The sequence below is a fragment of the Haladaptatus paucihalophilus DX253 genome, from assembly GCF_000376445.1.
In the GTDB taxonomy this organism is placed as follows: domain Archaea; phylum Halobacteriota; class Halobacteria; order Halobacteriales; family Haladaptataceae; genus Haladaptatus; species Haladaptatus paucihalophilus.
The window spans coordinates 436211-455551 of sequence record NZ_AQXI01000001.1; the positions used below are offsets into that span (position 1 = coordinate 436211).

16 protein-coding genes are annotated in these 19341 nt (G+C 61.6%); 9 read left to right on the forward strand and 7 right to left on the reverse strand.

Features of this window, described 5'->3' with window-relative positions; all coding sequences use genetic code 11:
- Nucleotides 1–23: 23 nt before the first annotated feature.
- Complete coding sequence (locus tag B208_RS0102490; protein WP_007979042.1) at nucleotides 24–770, reverse strand: cupredoxin domain-containing protein; 747 nt, start codon at nucleotides 768–770, stop codon at nucleotides 24–26.
- A gap of 235 nt (nucleotides 771–1005) precedes the next feature.
- On the opposite strand from B208_RS0102490, the gene B208_RS0102495 reads away from it, so the two are divergent.
- The gene (locus B208_RS0102495) at nucleotides 1006–2334 is read left to right on the forward strand and encodes an APC family permease (protein WP_007979041.1); all 1329 of its coding nucleotides are present in this window, start codon (nucleotides 1006–1008) and stop codon (nucleotides 2332–2334) included.
- A 108-nt stretch (nucleotides 2335–2442) separates the two neighbouring features.
- Here the strand turns inward: B208_RS0102495 and B208_RS0102500 are convergent, their stop codons facing one another.
- From B208_RS0102500 to B208_RS0102510, 3 genes are all read right to left on the reverse strand, one after another.
- Entirely contained in the window at nucleotides 2443–3657 is a 1215-nt protein-coding gene (locus tag B208_RS0102500; protein ID WP_007979040.1) for a Cdc6/Cdc18 family protein, read from the reverse strand.
- Nucleotides 3658–5508: 1851 nt separating this feature from the next.
- Nucleotides 5509–6939 carry an aldehyde dehydrogenase family protein gene (locus B208_RS0102505; protein WP_007979038.1) on the reverse strand — a complete coding sequence of 477 codons (1431 nt, stop codon included), beginning with the start codon at nucleotides 6937–6939 and terminating at the stop codon, nucleotides 5509–5511.
- A gap of 283 nt (nucleotides 6940–7222) precedes the next feature.
- Entirely contained in the window at nucleotides 7223–7900 is a 678-nt protein-coding gene (locus B208_RS0102510; RefSeq protein ID WP_007979036.1) for a DUF7504 family protein, read from the reverse strand.
- Between the two features lie 113 nt (nucleotides 7901–8013).
- Here B208_RS0102510 and B208_RS0102515 point away from each other — a divergent pair, with 113 nt between their 5' ends.
- Nucleotides 8014–9105: an NADH:flavin oxidoreductase/NADH oxidase gene (locus B208_RS0102515; RefSeq protein ID WP_007979034.1), complete on the forward strand. Its 1092-nt coding sequence runs from the start codon at nucleotides 8014–8016 to the stop codon at nucleotides 9103–9105.
- A 211-nt stretch (nucleotides 9106–9316) separates the two neighbouring features.
- On the forward strand, nucleotides 9317–9913 hold the full coding sequence (locus B208_RS0102520) for a nitroreductase/quinone reductase family protein (protein WP_007979032.1): 597 nt from the start codon (nucleotides 9317–9319) through the stop codon (nucleotides 9911–9913).
- Between the two features lie 76 nt (nucleotides 9914–9989).
- Here the strand turns inward: B208_RS0102520 and B208_RS0102525 are convergent, their stop codons facing one another.
- Together B208_RS0102525 and B208_RS0102530 are read right to left on the reverse strand one after the other, a co-directional pair.
- On the reverse strand, nucleotides 9990–10493 hold the full coding sequence (locus B208_RS0102525) for a hypothetical protein (RefSeq protein ID WP_018128683.1): 504 nt from the start codon (nucleotides 10491–10493) through the stop codon (nucleotides 9990–9992).
- Nucleotides 10494–10538: 45 nt separating this feature from the next.
- Complete coding sequence (locus tag B208_RS0102530; RefSeq protein ID WP_007979029.1) at nucleotides 10539–11765, reverse strand: cytochrome P450; 1227 nt, start codon at nucleotides 11763–11765, stop codon at nucleotides 10539–10541.
- A gap of 294 nt (nucleotides 11766–12059) precedes the next feature.
- Here B208_RS0102530 and B208_RS0102535 point away from each other — a divergent pair, with 294 nt between their 5' ends.
- From B208_RS0102535 to B208_RS0102560, 6 genes are all read left to right on the forward strand, one after another.
- Nucleotides 12060–12947, forward strand: a complete 888-nt coding sequence (locus B208_RS0102535; protein WP_026177705.1) for a transporter substrate-binding domain-containing protein — start codon at nucleotides 12060–12062, stop codon at nucleotides 12945–12947.
- Between the two features lie 45 nt (nucleotides 12948–12992).
- Nucleotides 12993–13811, forward strand: coding sequence for an amino acid ABC transporter permease (locus tag B208_RS0102540; RefSeq protein ID WP_007979025.1), 819 nt, complete (start codon nucleotides 12993–12995; stop codon nucleotides 13809–13811).
- On the forward strand, nucleotides 13808–14542 hold the full coding sequence (locus B208_RS0102545) for an amino acid ABC transporter ATP-binding protein (protein ID WP_007979023.1): 735 nt from the start codon (nucleotides 13808–13810) through the stop codon (nucleotides 14540–14542). The genes B208_RS0102540 and B208_RS0102545 overlap by 4 nt, the downstream gene beginning before the upstream one ends.
- Nucleotides 14543–14769: 227 nt before the next feature.
- Nucleotides 14770–15225, forward strand: a complete 456-nt coding sequence (locus tag B208_RS0102550) for a winged helix-turn-helix domain-containing protein (RefSeq protein ID WP_007979022.1) — start codon at nucleotides 14770–14772, stop codon at nucleotides 15223–15225.
- A complete protein-coding gene (locus B208_RS0102555; RefSeq protein ID WP_018128685.1) occupies nucleotides 15222–15500 on the forward strand; it encodes a DUF7521 family protein in 279 nt (92 codons plus the stop codon). Before B208_RS0102550 ends, B208_RS0102555 begins: the two co-directional genes overlap by 4 nt.
- A gap of 185 nt (nucleotides 15501–15685) precedes the next feature.
- Nucleotides 15686–18325, forward strand: a complete 2640-nt coding sequence (locus B208_RS0102560) for an efflux RND transporter permease subunit (RefSeq protein ID WP_007979020.1) — start codon at nucleotides 15686–15688, stop codon at nucleotides 18323–18325.
- 131 nt (nucleotides 18326–18456) lie between these two features.
- Here B208_RS0102560 and B208_RS0102565 read toward each other — a convergent pair whose 3' ends face one another.
- On the reverse strand, nucleotides 18457–19224 hold the full coding sequence (locus B208_RS0102565; RefSeq protein ID WP_007979019.1) for an MOSC domain-containing protein: 768 nt from the start codon (nucleotides 19222–19224) through the stop codon (nucleotides 18457–18459).
- Between the last annotated feature and the right edge of the window lie 117 nt (nucleotides 19225–19341).

Genomic DNA, 19341 nt, shown 5'->3' on the forward strand with positions numbered 1-19341 from the left:
GACGAGTCGAAAACAGCGGGTCGTTAGGCGCCGTTGGCCCCGTTTCGGTCGTCACGACCGTGCTCGGTGGAAGAACCCATGTGGTCGCCACCGTGGTCATCATTCCCGTTCATGTGGTCACCATTTCCTCCCATGTGGTCACCATCCCCATCGTGCCCGCCGTTTCTACCGTGGTCACCGCTTTCGCCGCCGGACCCTCCATCGCTGCTCGTCTCCACGCTCCCCTGCATCGTCGTCGGATGGACGGTGCATGTGTACCGGTCGATGTCCGCCGTGGCGACGAACCGGAACGTCTGCGTCGCCCCCTTCGTTCGGACGATTTCCGTCTGTCTGATGGCGTCGTTCGGCGGCGTCGCGTTGCCACCGCCTCCGTCACCCATGTTCCCATCATCCATCGTTCCGTCATCCATATTCCCGCCGTTCATGTTCGTCCGCACGTTCGGGAAGATGACTTTCAGATTCCGTCCGTCCGAGTTCCGGAGGGCGAAATTGTGCGGTTGCCCGTCCAGATTCGTCCACGTTACCCGATACACCTCCCCGGTGCGCAATCGAAGTGTGGGATTCGTTTGCCCGTCGATAGCGTTCGGTTCCCTCCCTTGCCATCCTTGGACGCGCCCGCCGAATCGGAACGTCTCGGCGTGTGAGTCGTCCGTCCGTTGGGCACTTCCGAGGGCGGTCACCCCGACCAGCGTCCCACCGGTGACGGCGAGAAATCGCCGTCGTGAATGCCCCCGTCGCGAATCGCCGTGTGTCAGTCGGTCGTTTCTCATGCCACGAGAGATACGCCGGGGAACTCAATAAACGGTGGCCATCGTTCGCGCGAGAAGGAACTGAACGTCGGGGAGATACTGAACGTCACGACGACACGCGGTTTCCTGACGGTGTTTTTCTCACAATGAAGCCTTCTCCACCTTCATCGTCGGTTTCCCTCGTTCGGCATCGTTTCTGACCCTATGCTAACAGATGGTCGGTACTATTGATATACTGGAACACAGTTGGATATATATGGCGTCCGAAAAGATCGGGTTACCCGCGTCGGTTTCGATGGCGGTCGGTGGGATGGTTGGCGGCGGCATTTTCGCCGTTCTCGGCGTCGTGGCGTCAGCCGCGGGCACGCTCGCGTGGCTCGCGTTCATCGTCGCGGGGGTTATCGCGCTGGCCGCGGGCTACTCGTTCGTTCGACTCGGGAAACTCTCGAAGGAAGATGACGACGGTCCGCTGACCTACATCGAGCGGTTCACCGGGAGTACGAAACTGGCCGGAATGACCGGGTGGACGTTCGTCGTCGGCTACATCGGTACGATGGCGATGTACGCCTACGCGTTCGGCGGCTATTTCACCGAGCTCGTGGGTATCAGGACGATTGCCGGGCTACCAGCGCGGCCGTTCGTCTCCGCGGCCGTCATCGTCCTGTTCGTCGGCCTCAACGTGCTCGGCGCGCACGCGTCGGGACGGACCGAGGACGTGCTGGTCGGATTGAAAGTGACGATACTGCTCCTCTTCGGGTTGGGCGGCGTCTACTACGGGTTCAAAAACGGAAAGCTCAGCTCCGGCCTGTCACAGTTCGGCGTCGGCCCAGTCATCGCGGCCGCGCTCTCGTTCGTCGCGTTCGAAGGCTGGGAACTCCTGTTGTTCGACCGCGACAGTATCAGAAATCCGGCGGAGACGATACGAAAGGCGATATACATCTCCATCGTCGGCGTGACCGCCCTGTACATCGTCGTCGCCGTCGTGACCACGAACCTCGTCCCGCCGCAGGTCATCAAACAGAACGCCGAGACAGCGCTGGCGGTGGCCGCGAGGCCGTTCCTCGGTCAAGCTGGATTCGTCCTCATCTCGATTGCGGCGCTGTTCTCCACGGGGAGCGCCATCAACGCGACGCTGTTCAGTTCCTCCCGACTTCTCAACAAGATGGTGTCCCAAGACTACCTCCCCGCACAAGTCGGCGGCAACGGCGACGGGGAACCGGTACGGGCGCTGGTGATTCTGGGAACGCTGACGATGGCGTTCACCGCCCTCGGAAGTTTGGACGGGATTTCGTCCTTTGCGTCGCTCGCGTTCATCACCATCTTCGGGGCCGCGAGCTATCTCGCGTTCAGAAACCGGAGCGGCGGAGACCTGAAAACGAGCGTCGTGCCCGCAATCGGTGCCGCCGGAGCGGTCGCAACCATCGCCGCGCTGCTTTGGCACCTCTATACGAGCGAGAACTCGGTGTTCTGGACGGTCGCAACCATCGCGGTCGTCGTCGTCGTCATCGAGTTGCTCTATTTCGAACGAAAGTCGATAGAGAACGGCGTCTCGTCGGTGGAGTCGGAACTCGAAGATATCGTGTGACCGGCGTAAAATCGTGAGCGTCTGATATCGTGACCGTCGGGTATCCGATGGGACAGACGGATAAGTCGAGGGGTCAGACGGTTGACTCCAAGAGGTCGGACAGATGAGTCAGACGTACCCTTTGACGCTCGTGTGAACCCCCATCGCTTCGAGGGTTTCTTCGAGCGCGTCCAGCACGACGGCGAGGTCCTGCTGGAGCGCGTATTCTCGATACTTACCACCGGCCGACCCTTCGTTGATTTCGGACACCGAAAGAATGCCGAGCATGGCGAGGTCGTCGAGATGTTCTCGAAGCCAGCGGGCAGTCAGAGCCTCGCGCTGGGCCGTCACCGAGAGCGCCTTGTACCGGGAGTAGATTTCGCGCGACCGGGCGGGCGTTTCGCCTTCCGCCTCCAACGTTGCGAGGGCGTAGACGACCAGTCGTTCGTGGTCGTTCAGGTCGGCGATGCCACGAGCGACCTGCTCGCGTTCGAGCAGGTCGCGGCCCCGCCGGACGTGTTCCTCGGACACCCGTTCCGCGTTCTCCTCGCGCGCGAGGTCGCCCGCCTTGAGCAGCAAGTCGAGCGCTTTTCGCGCGTCGCCCGACTCCTGCGCGCCGAACGCCGCACACAGCGGAATCACGTCCTCGGTCAACACGTCGTCCTTGAACGCGACCTCTCGACGTTGGTCGAGGACGGCCCGAAGCTCGTTTGCGTCGTAGGTCGAAAAGGAGATGGAGCGTTCACACAGCGAGGAGCGAACCTTCGGCGAGAGGCCGTCGCGGAACGTGAGGTCGTTGCTGATACCGATGAGGCCGATTCGGGCCTCGGTCAAGTTTCCGTTTTCGCGTGCGCGAGAAAGCTGATAGAGAATACTGTCGTCCTTGAGATGGTCGATTTCGTCCAGTACGAGCAGGATGATGCCGCCGTGAGTATCGAGTTCGTCCCACATCAACTCGTACACCTGTGACCGAGAGTAGCCGGTTTCGCTGATTCGGTTCGCGGGATCACGAAGCGTGTTCACCAGATGGCTCGCCACGCGATAACTGGAGTTGAGTCCGTCGCAGTTGACCAGTTCGGTGAAAATGTCGAGGTCGTCGTAGTCGTCGGCGTTGTTTTCGAGCTTATCGAGTAGAAATCGCGTCGCGGCGGTTTTCCCCACACCGGCCTTGCCGTAGAGAAAGATGTTGTCCGGCTGTTCGCCATAGATTGCGGGTTGTAGCGCCCCGTGGTACTCCTCCAACTCGGAATCACGGCCCACCAGCGTGTCGGGCGTATAATCGTCCAGTAATGCTTCACGATTTTTGTACGGAGAATGTTCGCGAACGAACTCGAATGAACCCATTGTATTTTCGCAAACGGAGGAGTACTATAACGCTTCCGAACCACCCGTTCCTGTGATTCCTGAGTTTCATCTGTATCACCCGACTTCGGGAGAGAGTGCTCGAAACAGAGGATTTCACGCCGTAGCCGTGGATTCGAACGAGACGAACTGACCGTAGAACCGGCCGTTCCTATGATTCCGTTGTTTCTTTTGTCCCGTTTGTTTAAAAACCACCCCCACCCCTCGATTCCGCTGAGTTGATCGGAAAGGGTGGGTGGGGGTGAGGGAGGCCTTTCTAGAACGGAAACGTTCAAGTCATGACCATCACAACAATATCCGCAAACTAGACGAAAAAGACTATTTCGTCGAAATAGTCTCTGAATTATTCTCTTTTCGTTCCCCTTCGCTCTCTTACCAACGCTCCGCGATTGCTCCGCCCCACCTCCGAGCGCAAATACAGCGGAATAGAGGGGTGGGGGTCATTATAAGCCAAACGTGACAACGGAAACAGCGGTCGGCGCGGTTCCACCGCGAACTCTGCACGACTATAGAGAACAACGGAACGATGGGGTGGTTGAGAACTACTGTTCGAGTGGGTAACGACCGGAACTAGCAAACAGCTCCGGACGAAAGACAGCGGAACGACGGTGTATGAGCTGTGTCAAACACTCCCGTAGACTTGAACTATCCCGATCATCTCGGTCAGGGGTAGCGACGGTGAGTCGAAGGAGAGGGAACCAACCGAGACAGTGGCCGTGACCGATAGTGAACAAGCCGAGATAGTACCACCCGGTTGAACGGCTGATGAGTCGGGAGCTATCGACTGAAGATGGCGATTCGTTTTGCCGCGGTTCGTTCGACCGGACGTATCGACAGCGAGCATAATTACAGCGGAACGATGGGGTGGTGAAACAAACCTGATGCGGGTGCAAAGTTGTCTTCTTGCTCGTTTGCCGACCGAATTCACGAAAAAACAGCGGAACGGTGGGGTGTCCAACGACGACTTTCGGTGGTATCCAACCTTCGGTGATGAGCAACTCTTGTGGTGTCCACTCCTCGTGATTTCCACCCATCCCGCCCGTGGCAACCTCCCCTCGCGAGTCGTGGGCGGCGAGTGGATGACTCTCAATTGGGAGGACGCGTAGCCGAGAATGACGGATAGCGGAAAACAGTGAAACGGCGGAAGACGAGAACGGTGGAACGACAGAAGACGAAAACAGCGGAACGATGGGGTTCGATGGACCGATGGCGTTCGAACCATCTCTTCTATGACGTTTCGGTAGGCGAACGTCGAGCGGCGAGGGTTCGAGGGTCCGACTTTCGAGCTATCTGGCAGCACGCCGACTACAGCGATAGACTCGACCACGGGCCATCACCCGCTCTCGACCGTGCACGACTCTATAACTTAACGTTCCATTACAAACTACGCCCATTTCTAAAAAATAAGAATAAACAGCGGAACGGCGGTGGGGGTAACGACGTGGGTTCGACGGGCTAAAAAACAGCGGAACGACGGGGTTCGTCCCGTGGGAGCTTCGACCGGCCGGAACATCGAAAGTCGTACAAAATGGCGAATCGAGCCGTAAAAAACCATATCTCGCTTATACAAAAATTGCGAAACGGTGAAATCGATCTGTCAGTTCGACCCGTCAGACACAGCGGAACGATGGGGTTCGTTGGCGTGTTCACGTGTGACTGGATAACTGGATGTAACGGGAATCGAAAGAGTACACGGAACGATGTAACTCCAAGCGGTACACGGAACGATGTGAATTCGACCGTGGACCTCGCCAACGGCATAGCAATGCCCCAGCGACGGGAATTACACCCCACGTGCTGTTCCGTCGTCGAAACGGAAACGAACGACTCGCTTCAGAGGATGATGCTCTTCTGTTGGACCATCTCCTCGATGGTCAGGTGGAGTCCCTGCCGACCGATTCCGGACCCTTTGTTCCCGCCGAACGGGATGTCGCCGAGTCCGTGGCTGGGTGCGCCGTTGATGCGCACGGCTCCGGCGTCGAGTTTATCGGCCATCCGGCGTGCGCGGTCGTAATCGTCCGTGAACACGGCGGCGTCGAGCGCGAGGTCGCCGCCGTTCGAGATTTCGAGGGCTTCCTCCTCGGTTTCGAAGGTCGTGACGGCCGCGACAGGGCCGAACTGTTCCTCGTGGATAATCCGCGCGTCGTGCGGCACGTTCGCCAGCAGCGTCGGTTCGAAGAACTGCCCGTCGCGGTCGCCGCCGCGAACCAGGTCGGCGCCTTTCTCCACCGCGTCCTCGACGAGTTCCTCGACCCACTCGGCTTGGCTCTCGCTGATGAGCGGTCCCATCTGGGTGTCCTCGTCGAAGAGGTCGCCGACGACCCACTCGTCCATCGCCGCGTCTATCCGATCGACCACCTCGTCGTGGACGCTTTCGTGGGCGAGCACCCTGCTGACGGCGGAACATCGCTGTCCGGCGTACTTGAACGACCCTTTCGTGCAGGCACCGGCAACTTCGGAGAGGTCGGCGTCGGGGAAGATGACGGCGGGCGCGTTGCCGCCGAGTTCCATGTGCAAGTTGACCATCCCGCTCTTGCGCGCGACGTGCTTCCCGGCCGCGCTGCTGCCGGTCATCGTGATCATGTTGATGCGGTTGTCACCGACGAGCAGGTCGCCGATTTCGCTTCCGCGTCCCGGCGTGAAGTTGAACGCGCCCTTCGGCAGTCCGACGTCAGCGATTACGTCGGCGAGAATCGCCGCGCTCACCGGCGTCTTGCTGGCGGGTTTGAGGATGACGCAGTTACCCGCCGCGAGCGCCGGGGCGACCTCCAGCGCGGTCGTGGCGAGGGGGTAGTTGTACGGCGTAATCGCCAGAATCGTGCCGATGGGTTCCGGCTTGAGGATGGCTTCCCACCCTTCGTGGCCGCTCGTAGTTCCTTGGCGGAACTCGCCTTGCAGGTCGTGGGCTTCCTCCGCCGCGCGGCGGAACCGCTCGGCCGCGCTTTCGACCTCGCCGCTCGCGCTCGAAATCGGTTTTCCGGCCTCCCGGACGATGACCTCGGCCAGTTCCTCTTTCCGTTCGAGGAGACCGTCCGCGATGTCTTCCATCCATTCCGCCCGTTGCGGAATCGTCGTCTCGCGCATGGCCGCTTCTGCCCGCTCCGCTGCAGCGAGCGCGTTGTCGGCTTGTTCGGCATCGGCGGCGGCGACTTCGGCGAAGACGCCCCCGTCCGCGAGGTCGGTCACGTCGAGCGTGCCGTCGGCGTCTAGCCACTCGCCATCGATGTAGAGTTGCTCCCGTCGATGGATCGGTTTCTGTGACATGGTTACACCTTAGGACTCGGTAGGTAAATTATTTACTCACAACCGGATTAATGACACATGATTGCTTTTATCTCGCAATGTGTCGAACACTACCGCGGGACTGCAGTTATTCGTGCACCGAAACGCGCTGATTCGCGTCGTCAGTACAAGCGACGATTCGAGCCGTTGGTACCATCGACGATTCGCGCCGTCGGTACTGATGACTGGCATCGGTGGGCACTGGCCGGTTCACAACGGTAGCGCCGGTTCGCACACCGTCTCCCGAAAACGTCGATTCGTCAATTCAAAGCGATAACCACTCGGTGGTCACGTCACGTTCGACCAGATGCCACCGCTGTTCTGCGTTACTGCCGTTCACTCGAACCTCGACCGCGGCGTCGAAGACGGGCAACAGCGTCCGGACGATAGTGGAATCCATCTCCGCCGGAAGGTGGAAGTGCCCCATCCCATTGACGGTCTTGATACGACCGATCAGGACGTGCAGAAACCGGAACACCGATTCGGGGTCGTGTTCCTCGATGAGGGGAGTCAGCGAGTCGAAACAAACCCGAAGTTCTCCGGGTGCCAACGGACCGCACTCGCGTTCGAACTCGTCTATCGCGCCGGAAATCTCGATGCCGAGCGGAGCGAGCTTTTGAGTCCGGAGGACGGTCGTGTCCGCCCGATTGCCGACGTTCGAAACGGCCGCGGTGCTCCGAGTATCGGTCACCTGTTCGATGAATTTCGTGTCCTCGTGCGCCCCCGCGTGCGTGTGGTGGCGCTCACCGTCGGTCCGAACGAAGACCCGACGGCGTGGCGTTTCCGTGGCATCACCGAGGAACCGCTCGCACGCTCGTTGCATGGGTGGTTTCGTTCCCACCACCAAGAGGCCACTTCCTCGGCGCTTGAGTTCCGCCAGTTCCCGGGTGAAAATCTCGGCCGTTTCTCGGGCCTCGGAACTGTTTTCGCCACGTCTTTCCATTGTTTCCGACGTGCCCGCCTATGTATCATAAGTCTTCGGGTCGCCTCCGGCGAAAGTCGGCAAACGCGACTGTCTTTGTAGCTATCTTAAGCGTCGAATCCGTACGGGGAACGATGACCGACGACCTGTTCAGCAGTATCTCGTTTCGAGAGTCCACGGCGCGAAACCGCGTGATGGTCTCGCCGATGTGCCAGTACTCCTGTGACGGCGATGGACTGGCAACCGACTGGCATCGCGTCCACCTCGGAAGCCGCGCCACCGGCGGCGCCGGTATCGTGATGACCGAAGCGACGGCCGTCGAACCGCGCGGTCGAATCTCGCCGGACGACCTCGGCATCTGGAGCGACGACCACGCCGAGGCGCTCGCCCCGATAACCGAGTTCATCCGCGACCGCGGTGCGCTCCCGGCGATTCAACTCGCCCACGCGGGTCGGAAGGCCAGCAAGACCAGTCCGTGGGACGGAAATCAACCTCTGCAACCCGACGAACGCGGCTGGGAAGCCATCGCCCCGAGCGCGGACCCGTGGCCCTACGAGGACACGCCGCCGCAACTCCGAGAGATGACGACGGACGATATCGCAACGCTGGTGGACGATTTTGCGGCGGCGGCCGAGCGCTCGCTCGACGCCGGGTTCGAAATCGCGGAAGTCCACGCCGCACACGGCTATCTCCTCCACGAGTTCCTCTCCCCCGTTACGAACGACCGCGAGGACGAGTACGGCGGCAGTCTGGAGAACCGAACCCGAATCGTTCGGGAGGTGACGGAAGCGGTCCGCGACGTGTGGCCCGACGACAAACCCGTCTTCGTCCGTATCTCGGCGACCGACTGGCTGCCCGAGCGCGAGTCGTGGACGATAGAGGATTCCGTCCACCTCGCCGACCGACTCGGTGACATCGGTGCCGACCTCATCGACGTGAGCGCCGGTGGACTCCATCCCGACCAGCGGATTCCGAATCCGGGTCCGAACTACCAAGTCCCGTTCGCGGAGCGCATCCGTGAGGACACGGACGTTCCCGTCGGCGCGGTCGGCGGCATCACGGAACCCGCACAGGCCGACGCCCTCATCCGGAACGGGCGCGCCGACCTCGCGATTATCGGGCGCGAACACCTCCGCGACCCCTACTTTACGCTGCACGCCGCCGAGGAACTCGACGCCGAAGATAGCGTCGAGTGGCCGATACAGTATCGACGCGCCGTGCAGTGACGACGAGGGAACGTCCCCGAACGGTAGCGAGAAAACGAAACCGAACGATGACGAGGCGACGACACGCCACACCCCTGTCTGACGGTCCCACTTCCGTCTGACGGTCCCACCTCCGTCTGACGGTCCATTTAAGCCGTTTCTTCTCCATCTATCGGTATGGCGCTGGCGCTCAGTCGTGGAAACTACGTCCGAAGAGGGCGGAGGAACGTCCATGCCGACTGACGATGCGACCCGCGGGGGCGGCGGTGGACGGACGGTCGAAATCAGGACGCCACCGGAACCGTTTTTTCTCCTCGAGCGGTACGTCGCCAATCCCGTCCTCCGGCGACTCCTCCGCTCGAAGGCCCACTGGCTCGTGAGCAACCGACTCATGCTCCTCTCCTACGTCGGGCGACGGTCGGGCACGCGATACACCACGCCCGTCGCCTACGACCGGCGCGAGGACACTCTCGTCGCCACCACCCTCCGCCACCACAGCAACTGGTGGAAGAACTTTCGCGAGGAGCACCCGGCGACCGTCTGGCTTCGCGGTACCCGCCGGAAAACGACGGGACTCGCCACGACCGACACGCGGGAAATCGCGGAGTTCGTCCGGAGCGCGCTCGTCCGCTACGGCATCGAACGAGCGCGCTGGCTCGGGCTGAAAATCGAGGGCGACGAACTGCCGACCGTCAAAGAACTCGAAGCGGTCGCGCCGGAACTCGTCGTCGTTCGCTTCTCCGTCGACGACCTCGAACCGGTCTTCCAGACGCTTCACATCCGGGAAGAGGAGTTCTCGAACCGCTTCGGGACCGAAGTGCCGTCGTAGTGCCGTCGCACTTCCGCCGTAATTCTGTCGCACTTCCTCACGTGACTTTCCCTGAACTTCCCCACGTACCTGACTCTCACTCGTAGCGACTGTCCTCCCGGATGTGCTCCGGCATCGCGTCGTCCCGGCCGTTGTACTGGTCGCCGAAGGTCTCCACGATGTCCCGTTCGGACTCCCAATCGACGTAGTACTCGGTGAGCACGCCCGCCACCGTCTCGCCGAGGGCGTCCATCTCCTCGTTGATGGCCGAGACGGTAGACCACGAGTCGATGTCCGCGTAGCGACTCCGGTCCTCCCAATCGTCCGGGATTTCGGGCGCTTCGTACGCCACCTCTTCCAGTTCCGGGTCCCAGTAGAAGTCGAATGCCGCGATACACCCGAGGTCGAGCGCGATGTGATACGCGTCCACCGAGAGCGCCGTCTCCGCCGCCCACGCGGAGAATCCCTCGTGCCACGCGTTCTCCTCGCCGTCCAGATACGTCTGGAGGTCGGCTCGTTTGTGGACGTCGGACTCGTACTGGTCGTCCCGCGTTAGCTCGTAGATGGTCGGCGCGGCGGGTGTCGTGACGTCGAGGCTCATGTCGGTAGAGACGTCTCCCACGTCGATAAGCTCTGTCGCCCCGTCTCACTCGCGGTCGAAGCGAATCGGGAGCGACTCGACGCCGTAGATGAACGAACTCCGCGTCGGTTCGAGCGTCGTCTCGGGAATCGTGACGTTCGACACGCGGGACAGCAGTTCCGAGAGCGCGACCTTCGCTTCGAGCCGGGCGAGCGGCGCACCCAGACAGTAGTGGGTGCCGTAGCCGAACCCGAAGTGTTGGTTCGGGGTGCGGTCGGGCCGAAACTCGTCCGCGTCGTCGAACTGCCGCTCGTCGCGGTTCCCGGAACCGAGCCAGACGACGATTTGGTCGCCTTCCTCGATGGTTTCGCCGTGCATCGTCACGTCCTCCATCGCCACGCGGGTCATCGCCTGCACGGGTGACCGGTAGCGAAGTACCTCCTCGATGGCCGTGGTGAGCGCGCGGTCGTCGCCCGCCAGTTCGTCCACGGCGTCCACCTCGTCGAAAGACCGCATCGCGTTCGTGATGAGGTTCGTCGTCGTGATGTTCCCGGCGACGAGCAACAGAATACACGTTCCGAGGATTTCCCGATGCGTGAGCGGTTCGCCGTCGATTTCGGCGGTGACGAGCGTCGAGATGAGGTCGTCTTGCGGATTCTCGCGCCGGTCTTCCATGAGTTGGATGAAGTAGAACGCCATCTCTTGGCGCATCTCCTCTTGGCGTTCGACGAACTCCGCGCCGCTCTCGTCCTCGCTCGCGGCCGAGACGATGGCGTCCGACCACGTTTTGAACTGCTCGCGGTCCTCCGTCGGAACGCCGAGCAGTTCCGCGATGACGATGACGGGAAGCGGGTACGCGAACTCCGACACGAGGTCGATTTCGTCCCCGTTATCGAGGATGTCGTCCAGCAACTCAGTCGTCAACTCGCGGATACGCGGCTCCAGTTCCCGAATCGTTCGGGGACTGAACTCCTCGTCCACGACGCCGCGGAGTTCGTCGTGTCGCGGCGGGTCCTGTAGGAGCATCGTATCGAGCATGACGCCCGCCTCCTCGCCCTCAGGTTCCTGAAATCCGCTCGCGTTCCGCGGGCTTACGGAGAATCGCTCGTCGTCGTCGAGCATCTCCTTTACGTCGTCGTATCGGAACACGTCCCACACCTTCCGCGTCGGGTCGTACCGAACCGGTGCCCGCTCGCGCATCTCCCGATACCAGTCGAACGGTTCGAGCCACGCTTCTCGCTCGGATAGTTCGTCGGGGAACGCCTGCAAACCCTGTGGGTCGGAGGAACTCATCCCTGACACTACAGGGGCGCGGCGTATCAGGATTTCCCTTCTCGTATCGGTCCTCGGGTTCCTTGAAATAACGGCCGGATAAACTTCGAGTGAAGTAGGGTCCTCCTCGACGCTATTTCCAGAATTCTTTTATGACTATTCTGTCCCGATGACGATTAATTAGCGAACAATAGGATAATATTGCGAACGATGACGGACGGTATTCACGGTGAAAGCCCGTTACTTTGCCCGACTTTCAATTCGCACGGAACTGAGACGGAAGGCTAATATAATTGTGGTAAATGCTTTCATAGCATGGATAGACGAACCTACCTCAAGGCCAGTTCCGGAGCAGTTGCTGCGCTGGCGTTCGCGGGTTGTTTGGGCGACTCTGGTGGCAGCGGTAGCGACGACAACGGTGACAACGGCGACAACGGTGACGACGAGAAGACCAGTTCGGACGGCAAGGACGATTCCGACACCGGCAAGATACTCATCGGCTCCGATATACCGTACAAGCCGTTCGAGTACCGCACGGCGGACGGGTCGCTCGAAGGGTTCGACCCCGGTATCGCGGAAGCCATCTTCAAGGGACAGCTCGACCGGGAGTACGAGTTCAAGAAGGCCGGTTTCGACACCATCATCGACAGTCTGAAAAACAAGAACTTCCGCCTCATCATGAGCGCGATGACCATCACCGACAAGCGCGCGGAGAAGGTCGATTTCTCCGACCCGTACTTCACGGCGTACCAGACCGTTGCGATTCGCAAGGGTGGTGGCATCGAGAAGCTCGACGACTTGAAAGGCAAGACCGTCGCCGTCCAGAAGGGGACGACCGGCGAAAGTGCGGCGGAAAAAGTGAAGGAGGACTTCGGTGGCAGCCTCACGATTCACAGCTACGACCAGATTGCGGGCGCGTTCAACGCGCTGCGGAACCAGCAGGCGGTCGCGGTCATCAACGACAACACCGTCAACGCGGAGTTCGTGAACAAGATGGACGGCGTCGTATTCCTCGAAGGCGAAGGAGAAGCCGCGAAGCAGGGGAAGAACGCACCCGACTATCTCACGCTGACAATCGAGGAGTACGGCATCGCGTTCCGCAAGGACGACGATGACCTCCGGAAACAGGTGAACGAGGCCATCAAAGCCATCAAGGACGACGGCACGTACGACAAGATATACGACAAGTATTTTGAGGGCTGATTCCACGGACGTCGCCTTCACCAAACAACTATAATTTGATACATTATGGCAGAGACATACCACGAAGACGCTGCCGCCGAACACCGAGCAGGCGACGGCCTACTGACCGACACCCGGCTCAAATGGTTCGGAATCGCCGTCGCTGGAGGATTCTCGCTTCTCATCGCGTACGTTATCTTCCGTATTCTCACGGATTTCGTCGATTACGATCTGTTGGTGACCATTTTCCCGCGATTCATCAGCACGTACATCGACGTTCTCGTAATCGTCGTCGTTTCGAGCGTCCTCTCGCTCATCGGCGGTGTCTTCATCGGCTTGGGTCGCGTGTCGAAAACGAAATTCACTCGCGCCGTCGCCACGTGTTACGTCGAGTTCTTCCGCGGAACGCCGCTCCTCTTCCAGTTGTTCGTCCTGTACATCGGACTCCCGAGGTTCGGCATCGGAAACTTCTCCCGGTGGGGTTGGTACGCCGGTATCATCGGCCTTTCGCTGAATCACGCGGCGTACTCCGGCGAGGCGATCAAAGGCGGTATCAACTCCATTCCGGACGGTCAGATGGAGGCCGCGCGGTCGCTCGGCATGTCCTACATCAGTGCGATGCGGAAAATCATTCTCCCGCAGGCGTTCCGAAACTCCCTCGCCGCGGTCGGGAACGACCAGATCATCCTGGTCAAGGACACGTCGTTGCTGTCGGTTATCGCCGTCAGCGAACTCATCAGCCTCTTCCGGAACGTCAACAGCAACCAATTCGACGCGTGGACGCCGCTCGTCCTCGTGGCGATAGCGTACCTCGCCATCACGCTCCCACTTGGCAAACTCGTGCGTATGCTGGAAGAGCGCGCTGCATGGGGTGAACAGCGATGAATACTCCAAAAATCGAGTTCGACGGCGTTGATAAGTACTTCGGCGAAGCACACGTCCTGAAGGACGTCGACCTCGAAATCGAGGACGGCGAAGTGGTCGTCGTCGTCGGCCCGAGCGGCAGCGGGAAATCGACGCTGTTGCGGTGTACGAACCGCTTGGAGGAGATACAGGGCGGCGACATCCGCATCGAAGGACAGTCCATCACCAACCCGACGGTGGACATCAACTTCCTCCGCCAGCGCATCGGAATGGTGTTCCAGAGCTTCAACCTCTTCCCGCACAAGACCGCGCTGGAGAACGTCTCTATCGCGCCGATAGACGTGAAGGGACTGTCGCGTGCGGAGGCGGACGAACGGAGCCAGCAACTCCTCACCGACGTGGGCCTTGAGGACCAAGCCGACTCCTACCCGAACCAGCTTTCGGGCGGGCAACAACAGCGCGTCGCCATCGCTCGCGCGCTGGCGATGGACCCGCACGTCATGCTGTTCGACGAGGTGACGAGCGCGCTCGACCCCGAACTCGTCGGCGAAGTGCTGGGCGTCATGCGCGAACTCGCCGAGGGCGGCATGACGATGATGGTCGTCACCCACGAGATGGGCTTCGCCCGCGAAGTCGGCGACCGAATCGTCCTCATGGCCGACGGGCACGTCATCGAAACCGCGCCGCCCGAGGAATTCTTCGAGAACCCGCGGACGGACCGTGCGAAGCAGTTCCTCTCGATGGTGCTGTAGCGGTTTTTGAACGCTCCTGTCCCACCTTTCTCGACGGTCCCGTCGAATTCCGCTCGATTGTCCCGTCGAATCCCTCTCGACCGCCCTCTATCTCTCCCGTTTTCGTGAGACGGAACCCAATTCCAAGCTTCTGGGACGAGTCGATGTCTCTTTTACACCTGCCCGGAAATGACGGGTAGATACGGGACCGATTCCGCACGTCGCATCGAGCGGTCCCGGCGACCCGAATGAACGAACACAACGTCGATTGGAGCCGGTTGTTACTGGTTCCCGAGCGGACGGAGACGACCGAGCCGTCTACAGACATGAACCGAGAACCGTCGGACGACCGGACGTCCCCGCCGCCGTCGGTGGTCCTGCGGTCGCTCGAAGACGACAAGTGTCGAACGCTCCTCACGGCGTTACGCGAACCCACGTCCGCGACCGCGCTCCGCACCGAGTGCGACATGCCCCGTTCGACCGTGTATCGGAAACTCGAACGACTCGGCGAGGCCGGACTCGTGCGGGAGTACACCGAGGTTCGACGCGACGGACCGAACGCCACCCTCTACGAGCGCGATTTTACTGATATCTCCATCAGCATCGACGAGAACGACGAGTTCACGGTTTCAGTCGAGCGCCCGGACCGGGACGCCACGGACCGGATGGCGACTTTCTGGACGGAGATGAAAAAAGAATCATGATGGACGCGATAACGTGGCTCCTCGTCATCGTGAAGTTCACCGCGCTCGGACTCGGCGGGGTCGTCACTCTACTCGCCTACCGAGCCTACGAGCGCACGCAGTTCGCGGGACTTCGCTACTTCGCCATCGGGTTGTTCATCATCACCGTCGGGACGGTGCTGGTCGGCGTCTTCCACCACTTCCTCCACGTCGAACTCACGATGGGGATGCTCCTCGAAAGCTCCATCATCTGCGTCGGGTTCGGCGTCATGGTCGTCGGACTGTACGGGCAATAGCGGCGTTTTCGTCCGTTCACACACCGGTTTCCCTCCACGTTTCGAGGTTGTCCCACGTTGTGGGACCCCACCATCGGTTCTTGTTCGATGCCTGTGGAGACTATCGTAATGAGAGTCACGACTGAAGGTACCCTCACGTTCGACGTGCCGCACCGACGACCCGCTTCGGGACCGCGTGGTGACCGATGAAGCGGACGGTAGCGGAACGGTTCGCGGACACCATCGTCGAGCGGAGCCGGCTCGTCATCGCGCTCTTGCTCCTCGTCTCGGTGGTCGTGGGTGCGGGCGCGGTCATCGGCGAAACGGGCGACGCGCCCATCGGCCAAGCCGGAACCACGTCGCAGGAACAGAAAGCCCTCGACGAAATCGGGGCGACGTACGGGACGAACGACGCGATAGTAAGCCAAGTCGTCGTGAGAACCGAGGACGGAAACGTCCTCTCCCGCGAGTCCTTGCTTCGAAGTCTCCGTCTCCAACGCGAGATACGAAACGACGACTCCATCAACGGGACGCTCCGCGCCGACCGCGGACTCGTCGGCATCGAGAACGTCGTCGCAACCGCCGCGTACGCCGAGGACGTGCGACGGCAACGGGCCAACTCGTCGAAGAACGGGTCCGGGACGAACGCCGGTGCTCCGGCGACCCGTCCACCGTCGCCGACGTTGGACCAGCAGATACGCGCGCTCGAAACGCGCTCTCCCGCCGACGTCCGGTCCCTCGTCGGAACGGTGCTCGATTCCGACGCGGCCGCTCCGGGAACCGACCCGACGGAGTTCCTCTCCTCGAACTACGAACCGGGGACGACGAGCGCGGACGCACGGATTACGTTCGTCTTCCAGCGAGGAACGGACGACTCGGAAGCCGCGACTCAAGCTGCGTACGACGCGCAGGTGGCCATCGAGTCGCTGGTCGATTCGCGCTTCGACGACGCGTTCGTCTTCGGGCAGGGAATCGTCGATGACGCCTCGTCGCGGGCCATCGGCGACAGTTTCATCATCATCACGCCGGTCGCCCTCGTCCTGTTGCTCATCGCGCTCACCCTCGCCTACCGCGACCTCGTGGACGTGCTCATCAGCGTCTTCGGCGTCGGCGTCGTGATGGTGTGGCTCAGCGGCGCGCAGGCGTGGCTCGGGATTCCGTCGAGTTCGCTCCTCATCGCGGTTCCGTTCCTCCTCATCGGGTTGAGTCTCGACTACTCGCTGCACGTCGTTATGCGGTACCGCGAGGCGCGGACCGGTGCCCTCGATACCGACGATTCGGATACCGACCGGCGGTCTCCGGCGATGGCGATGCGGTCGGGACTCTCCGGGGTCATCCTCGCGCTGGCCATCGCGGCGTTTACGACTGCCATCGGATTCTTCTCGAACTACGTCAGTCCGCTGGCGTCCATCCGCGACTTCGCGCTCCTGAGCGGCACCGGCATCATCGCCATGCTGGTCGTTTTCGCCGCGCTCGTCCCGGCGGTCAAACTCGAAGTCGAACGCTTCTTCGACCGCCGCGGCCGTCCCCGCTTGCGTTCGGCGTTCGGCGGCGGTAACGGGCCGATTCGGCGCGCGCTTTCGGGTACCGCAAACCTCGCCCAACGGGCACCCGTCGTCGTCCTCGTCGTCGCCGTCCTCCTCGCGTCGTCCGGCGTCTACGGCGCGACGGGCATCGATACGGAGTTCAACCAAGCCGATTTCATCCCGCAGGACGCCCCCGCGTGGATGCACTCGCTCCCCGAACCGTTCGCGCCCGACCAGTACGATGTCAGCGCGAACCTCGCGTACCTGAGCGATAACTTCCGGCAGCGCGGTGAAGGGTCGGAGGCGCAGATACTCGTCCGTGGGACCGTCACCGACGCGAAATCGCTCGCGGCGCTCGATGCGGCGACGACGACTGCAACGGAACGCGGTGGGCGGAACGGCACCATCGTCTTGCGGCCGGATGGGTCAGCCGCCGTCGAAAGCCCCGCGACGGTCCTGCGCGACGTGGCCGCCACGAACGACACGGTGGCCGCGGCAATCGACGACCGCGACCGTGACGGCGACGGACTCCCGGACGAAGACGTCGCGGCGGTCTACGACCGGTTGTACGACGCCGCTCCCGAACGCGCGGCGACGGTCCTCTACCGTGACGCGAACGGGTCGTACGAATCCGCACGCGTTATCGTCGGAATCGCGGGCGACGCCTCGGCGCAGTCGAGCGCAAGCGACGTCCGCGCGGTTGCCACCGCGGTCGAACGAGGTGCCCCCGTCACGGCGATTGCGACCGGTCAGCCGGTCGTTACCGCCGTCGTCCAGAGCGCGCTGTTCGAGACGCTCGTCGAGGGATTCTCCATCACGCTCGGCGTCATCCTCGTGTTCCTCGTCGGGTTGTACTGGTGGCGATACCGTGCACCCGAACTCGGCGCGGTGCTCCTCGTTCCCGTCCTCATCGCGCTCGCGTGGCTGCTCGGAACGATGGCGTTGCTCGACATTCCGTTCAACAGCGAAACCGTCATCATCACCAGTCTAGCCATCGGTCTCGGCGTGGACTACAGCATCCACCTCGGCGAACGTGTTGTGGACGAACGCGCTCGTCACGACACGCTCGGGGAGGCGCTCTCGGCCGCCATCGTCGGGACCGGTGGCGCGCTCCTCGGAAGCGCGGTGACGACGGCCGCCGGGTTCGGCGTGCTCGCGTTGGCGCTCTCGCCTCCGCTCCGGCGGTTCGGGACGGTGACGGGATTGAGCATCGTGTACGCCCTCGTCGCGTGCGTCACGGTGCTTCCGTGCCTCCTCGTAATCCGCGAGCGACTCCTGGGCCGACGGACGAACGTCGAATCCGGGGAAGCGGCGAACTGAAAACGCCGCCGGTCTTTACGGTATTCAACGGTCGCAAGCGGTCCTTCGACTGTCCCCGTGTTCTCTATTTTCCGTGCCCGTCGTGGTTCGAAAATCGTGGCTCCGTGCCGTGCTGTCGAATCCGTCCGGGCCTATTCGACTACTTCGACGGCATCGCCGACGCGGAGCGTTTGATGGCGGTCCGACTCGGGTATCTGGGCGATGAGCATCGCCGCGTAGTGGTGGTCGAGCGCGCTCTCGTCCACCCAGTCCGGGAGCGTCTCCCGCCGTTTTCGGATGAATCGCGTGCGGAATTCTGGGAGGGCTTCGCCCGTGTCCGGGTCGCGCTGTGGGATGACGCACCGATTGCACGCCTCGACGCCCTCGAATCGGACACCGCCGACTTCGAAGGCGGGCGACCCGTCACCGATGAATCGGTCCTCCCAAAACGGGGGAACGCCTTCGATTTCGACGTTGGCGCGGAGTCGTCTCCGCGCGCTTTCGACCGTCATCCCGTCGAACCACGACGCGATGGCACGCAACGAGGCCGTGCTGATAACCGACGGCCCCCGCTTTCGCCGGTCGACGAACCCGTTCTCCGTGTCCCGACGCAGCGTCAGGTCCATCTCGAAGAGTTCGCTGAACCATCGTTCGGCCCGTTCGCGTTGTTCGGGAAGGTCGAAGAGGCGTGTCTCTCCGTCCGGCGTTTCTATCGTCAGCTCACCCGAAGCGCGGTCGAAATCCGTTGACAGCCGTTGGAACATATCCGTTTGCTTCCCGTTGACGGCGTTGCCCGCGGCGTCGAAGAGCGCAAATTCCCTATCGGAGGCTACCGTGCCTCCCGGTACGATGTCGGTCGCATCGACCTCGATGCCGTCGAGCCCTTTTATGGGATACACCCGTATCCGTCCGAGTTTCATGGGTGGCTATGGTTCCGCGACGAGCATATAGCTGACTTTCAGGTCGGCTGCGCCGGTTTCCCGGCGGACGATACCCCTGCTCGAATCCCCGATTTCATATATCGATATACGATACAT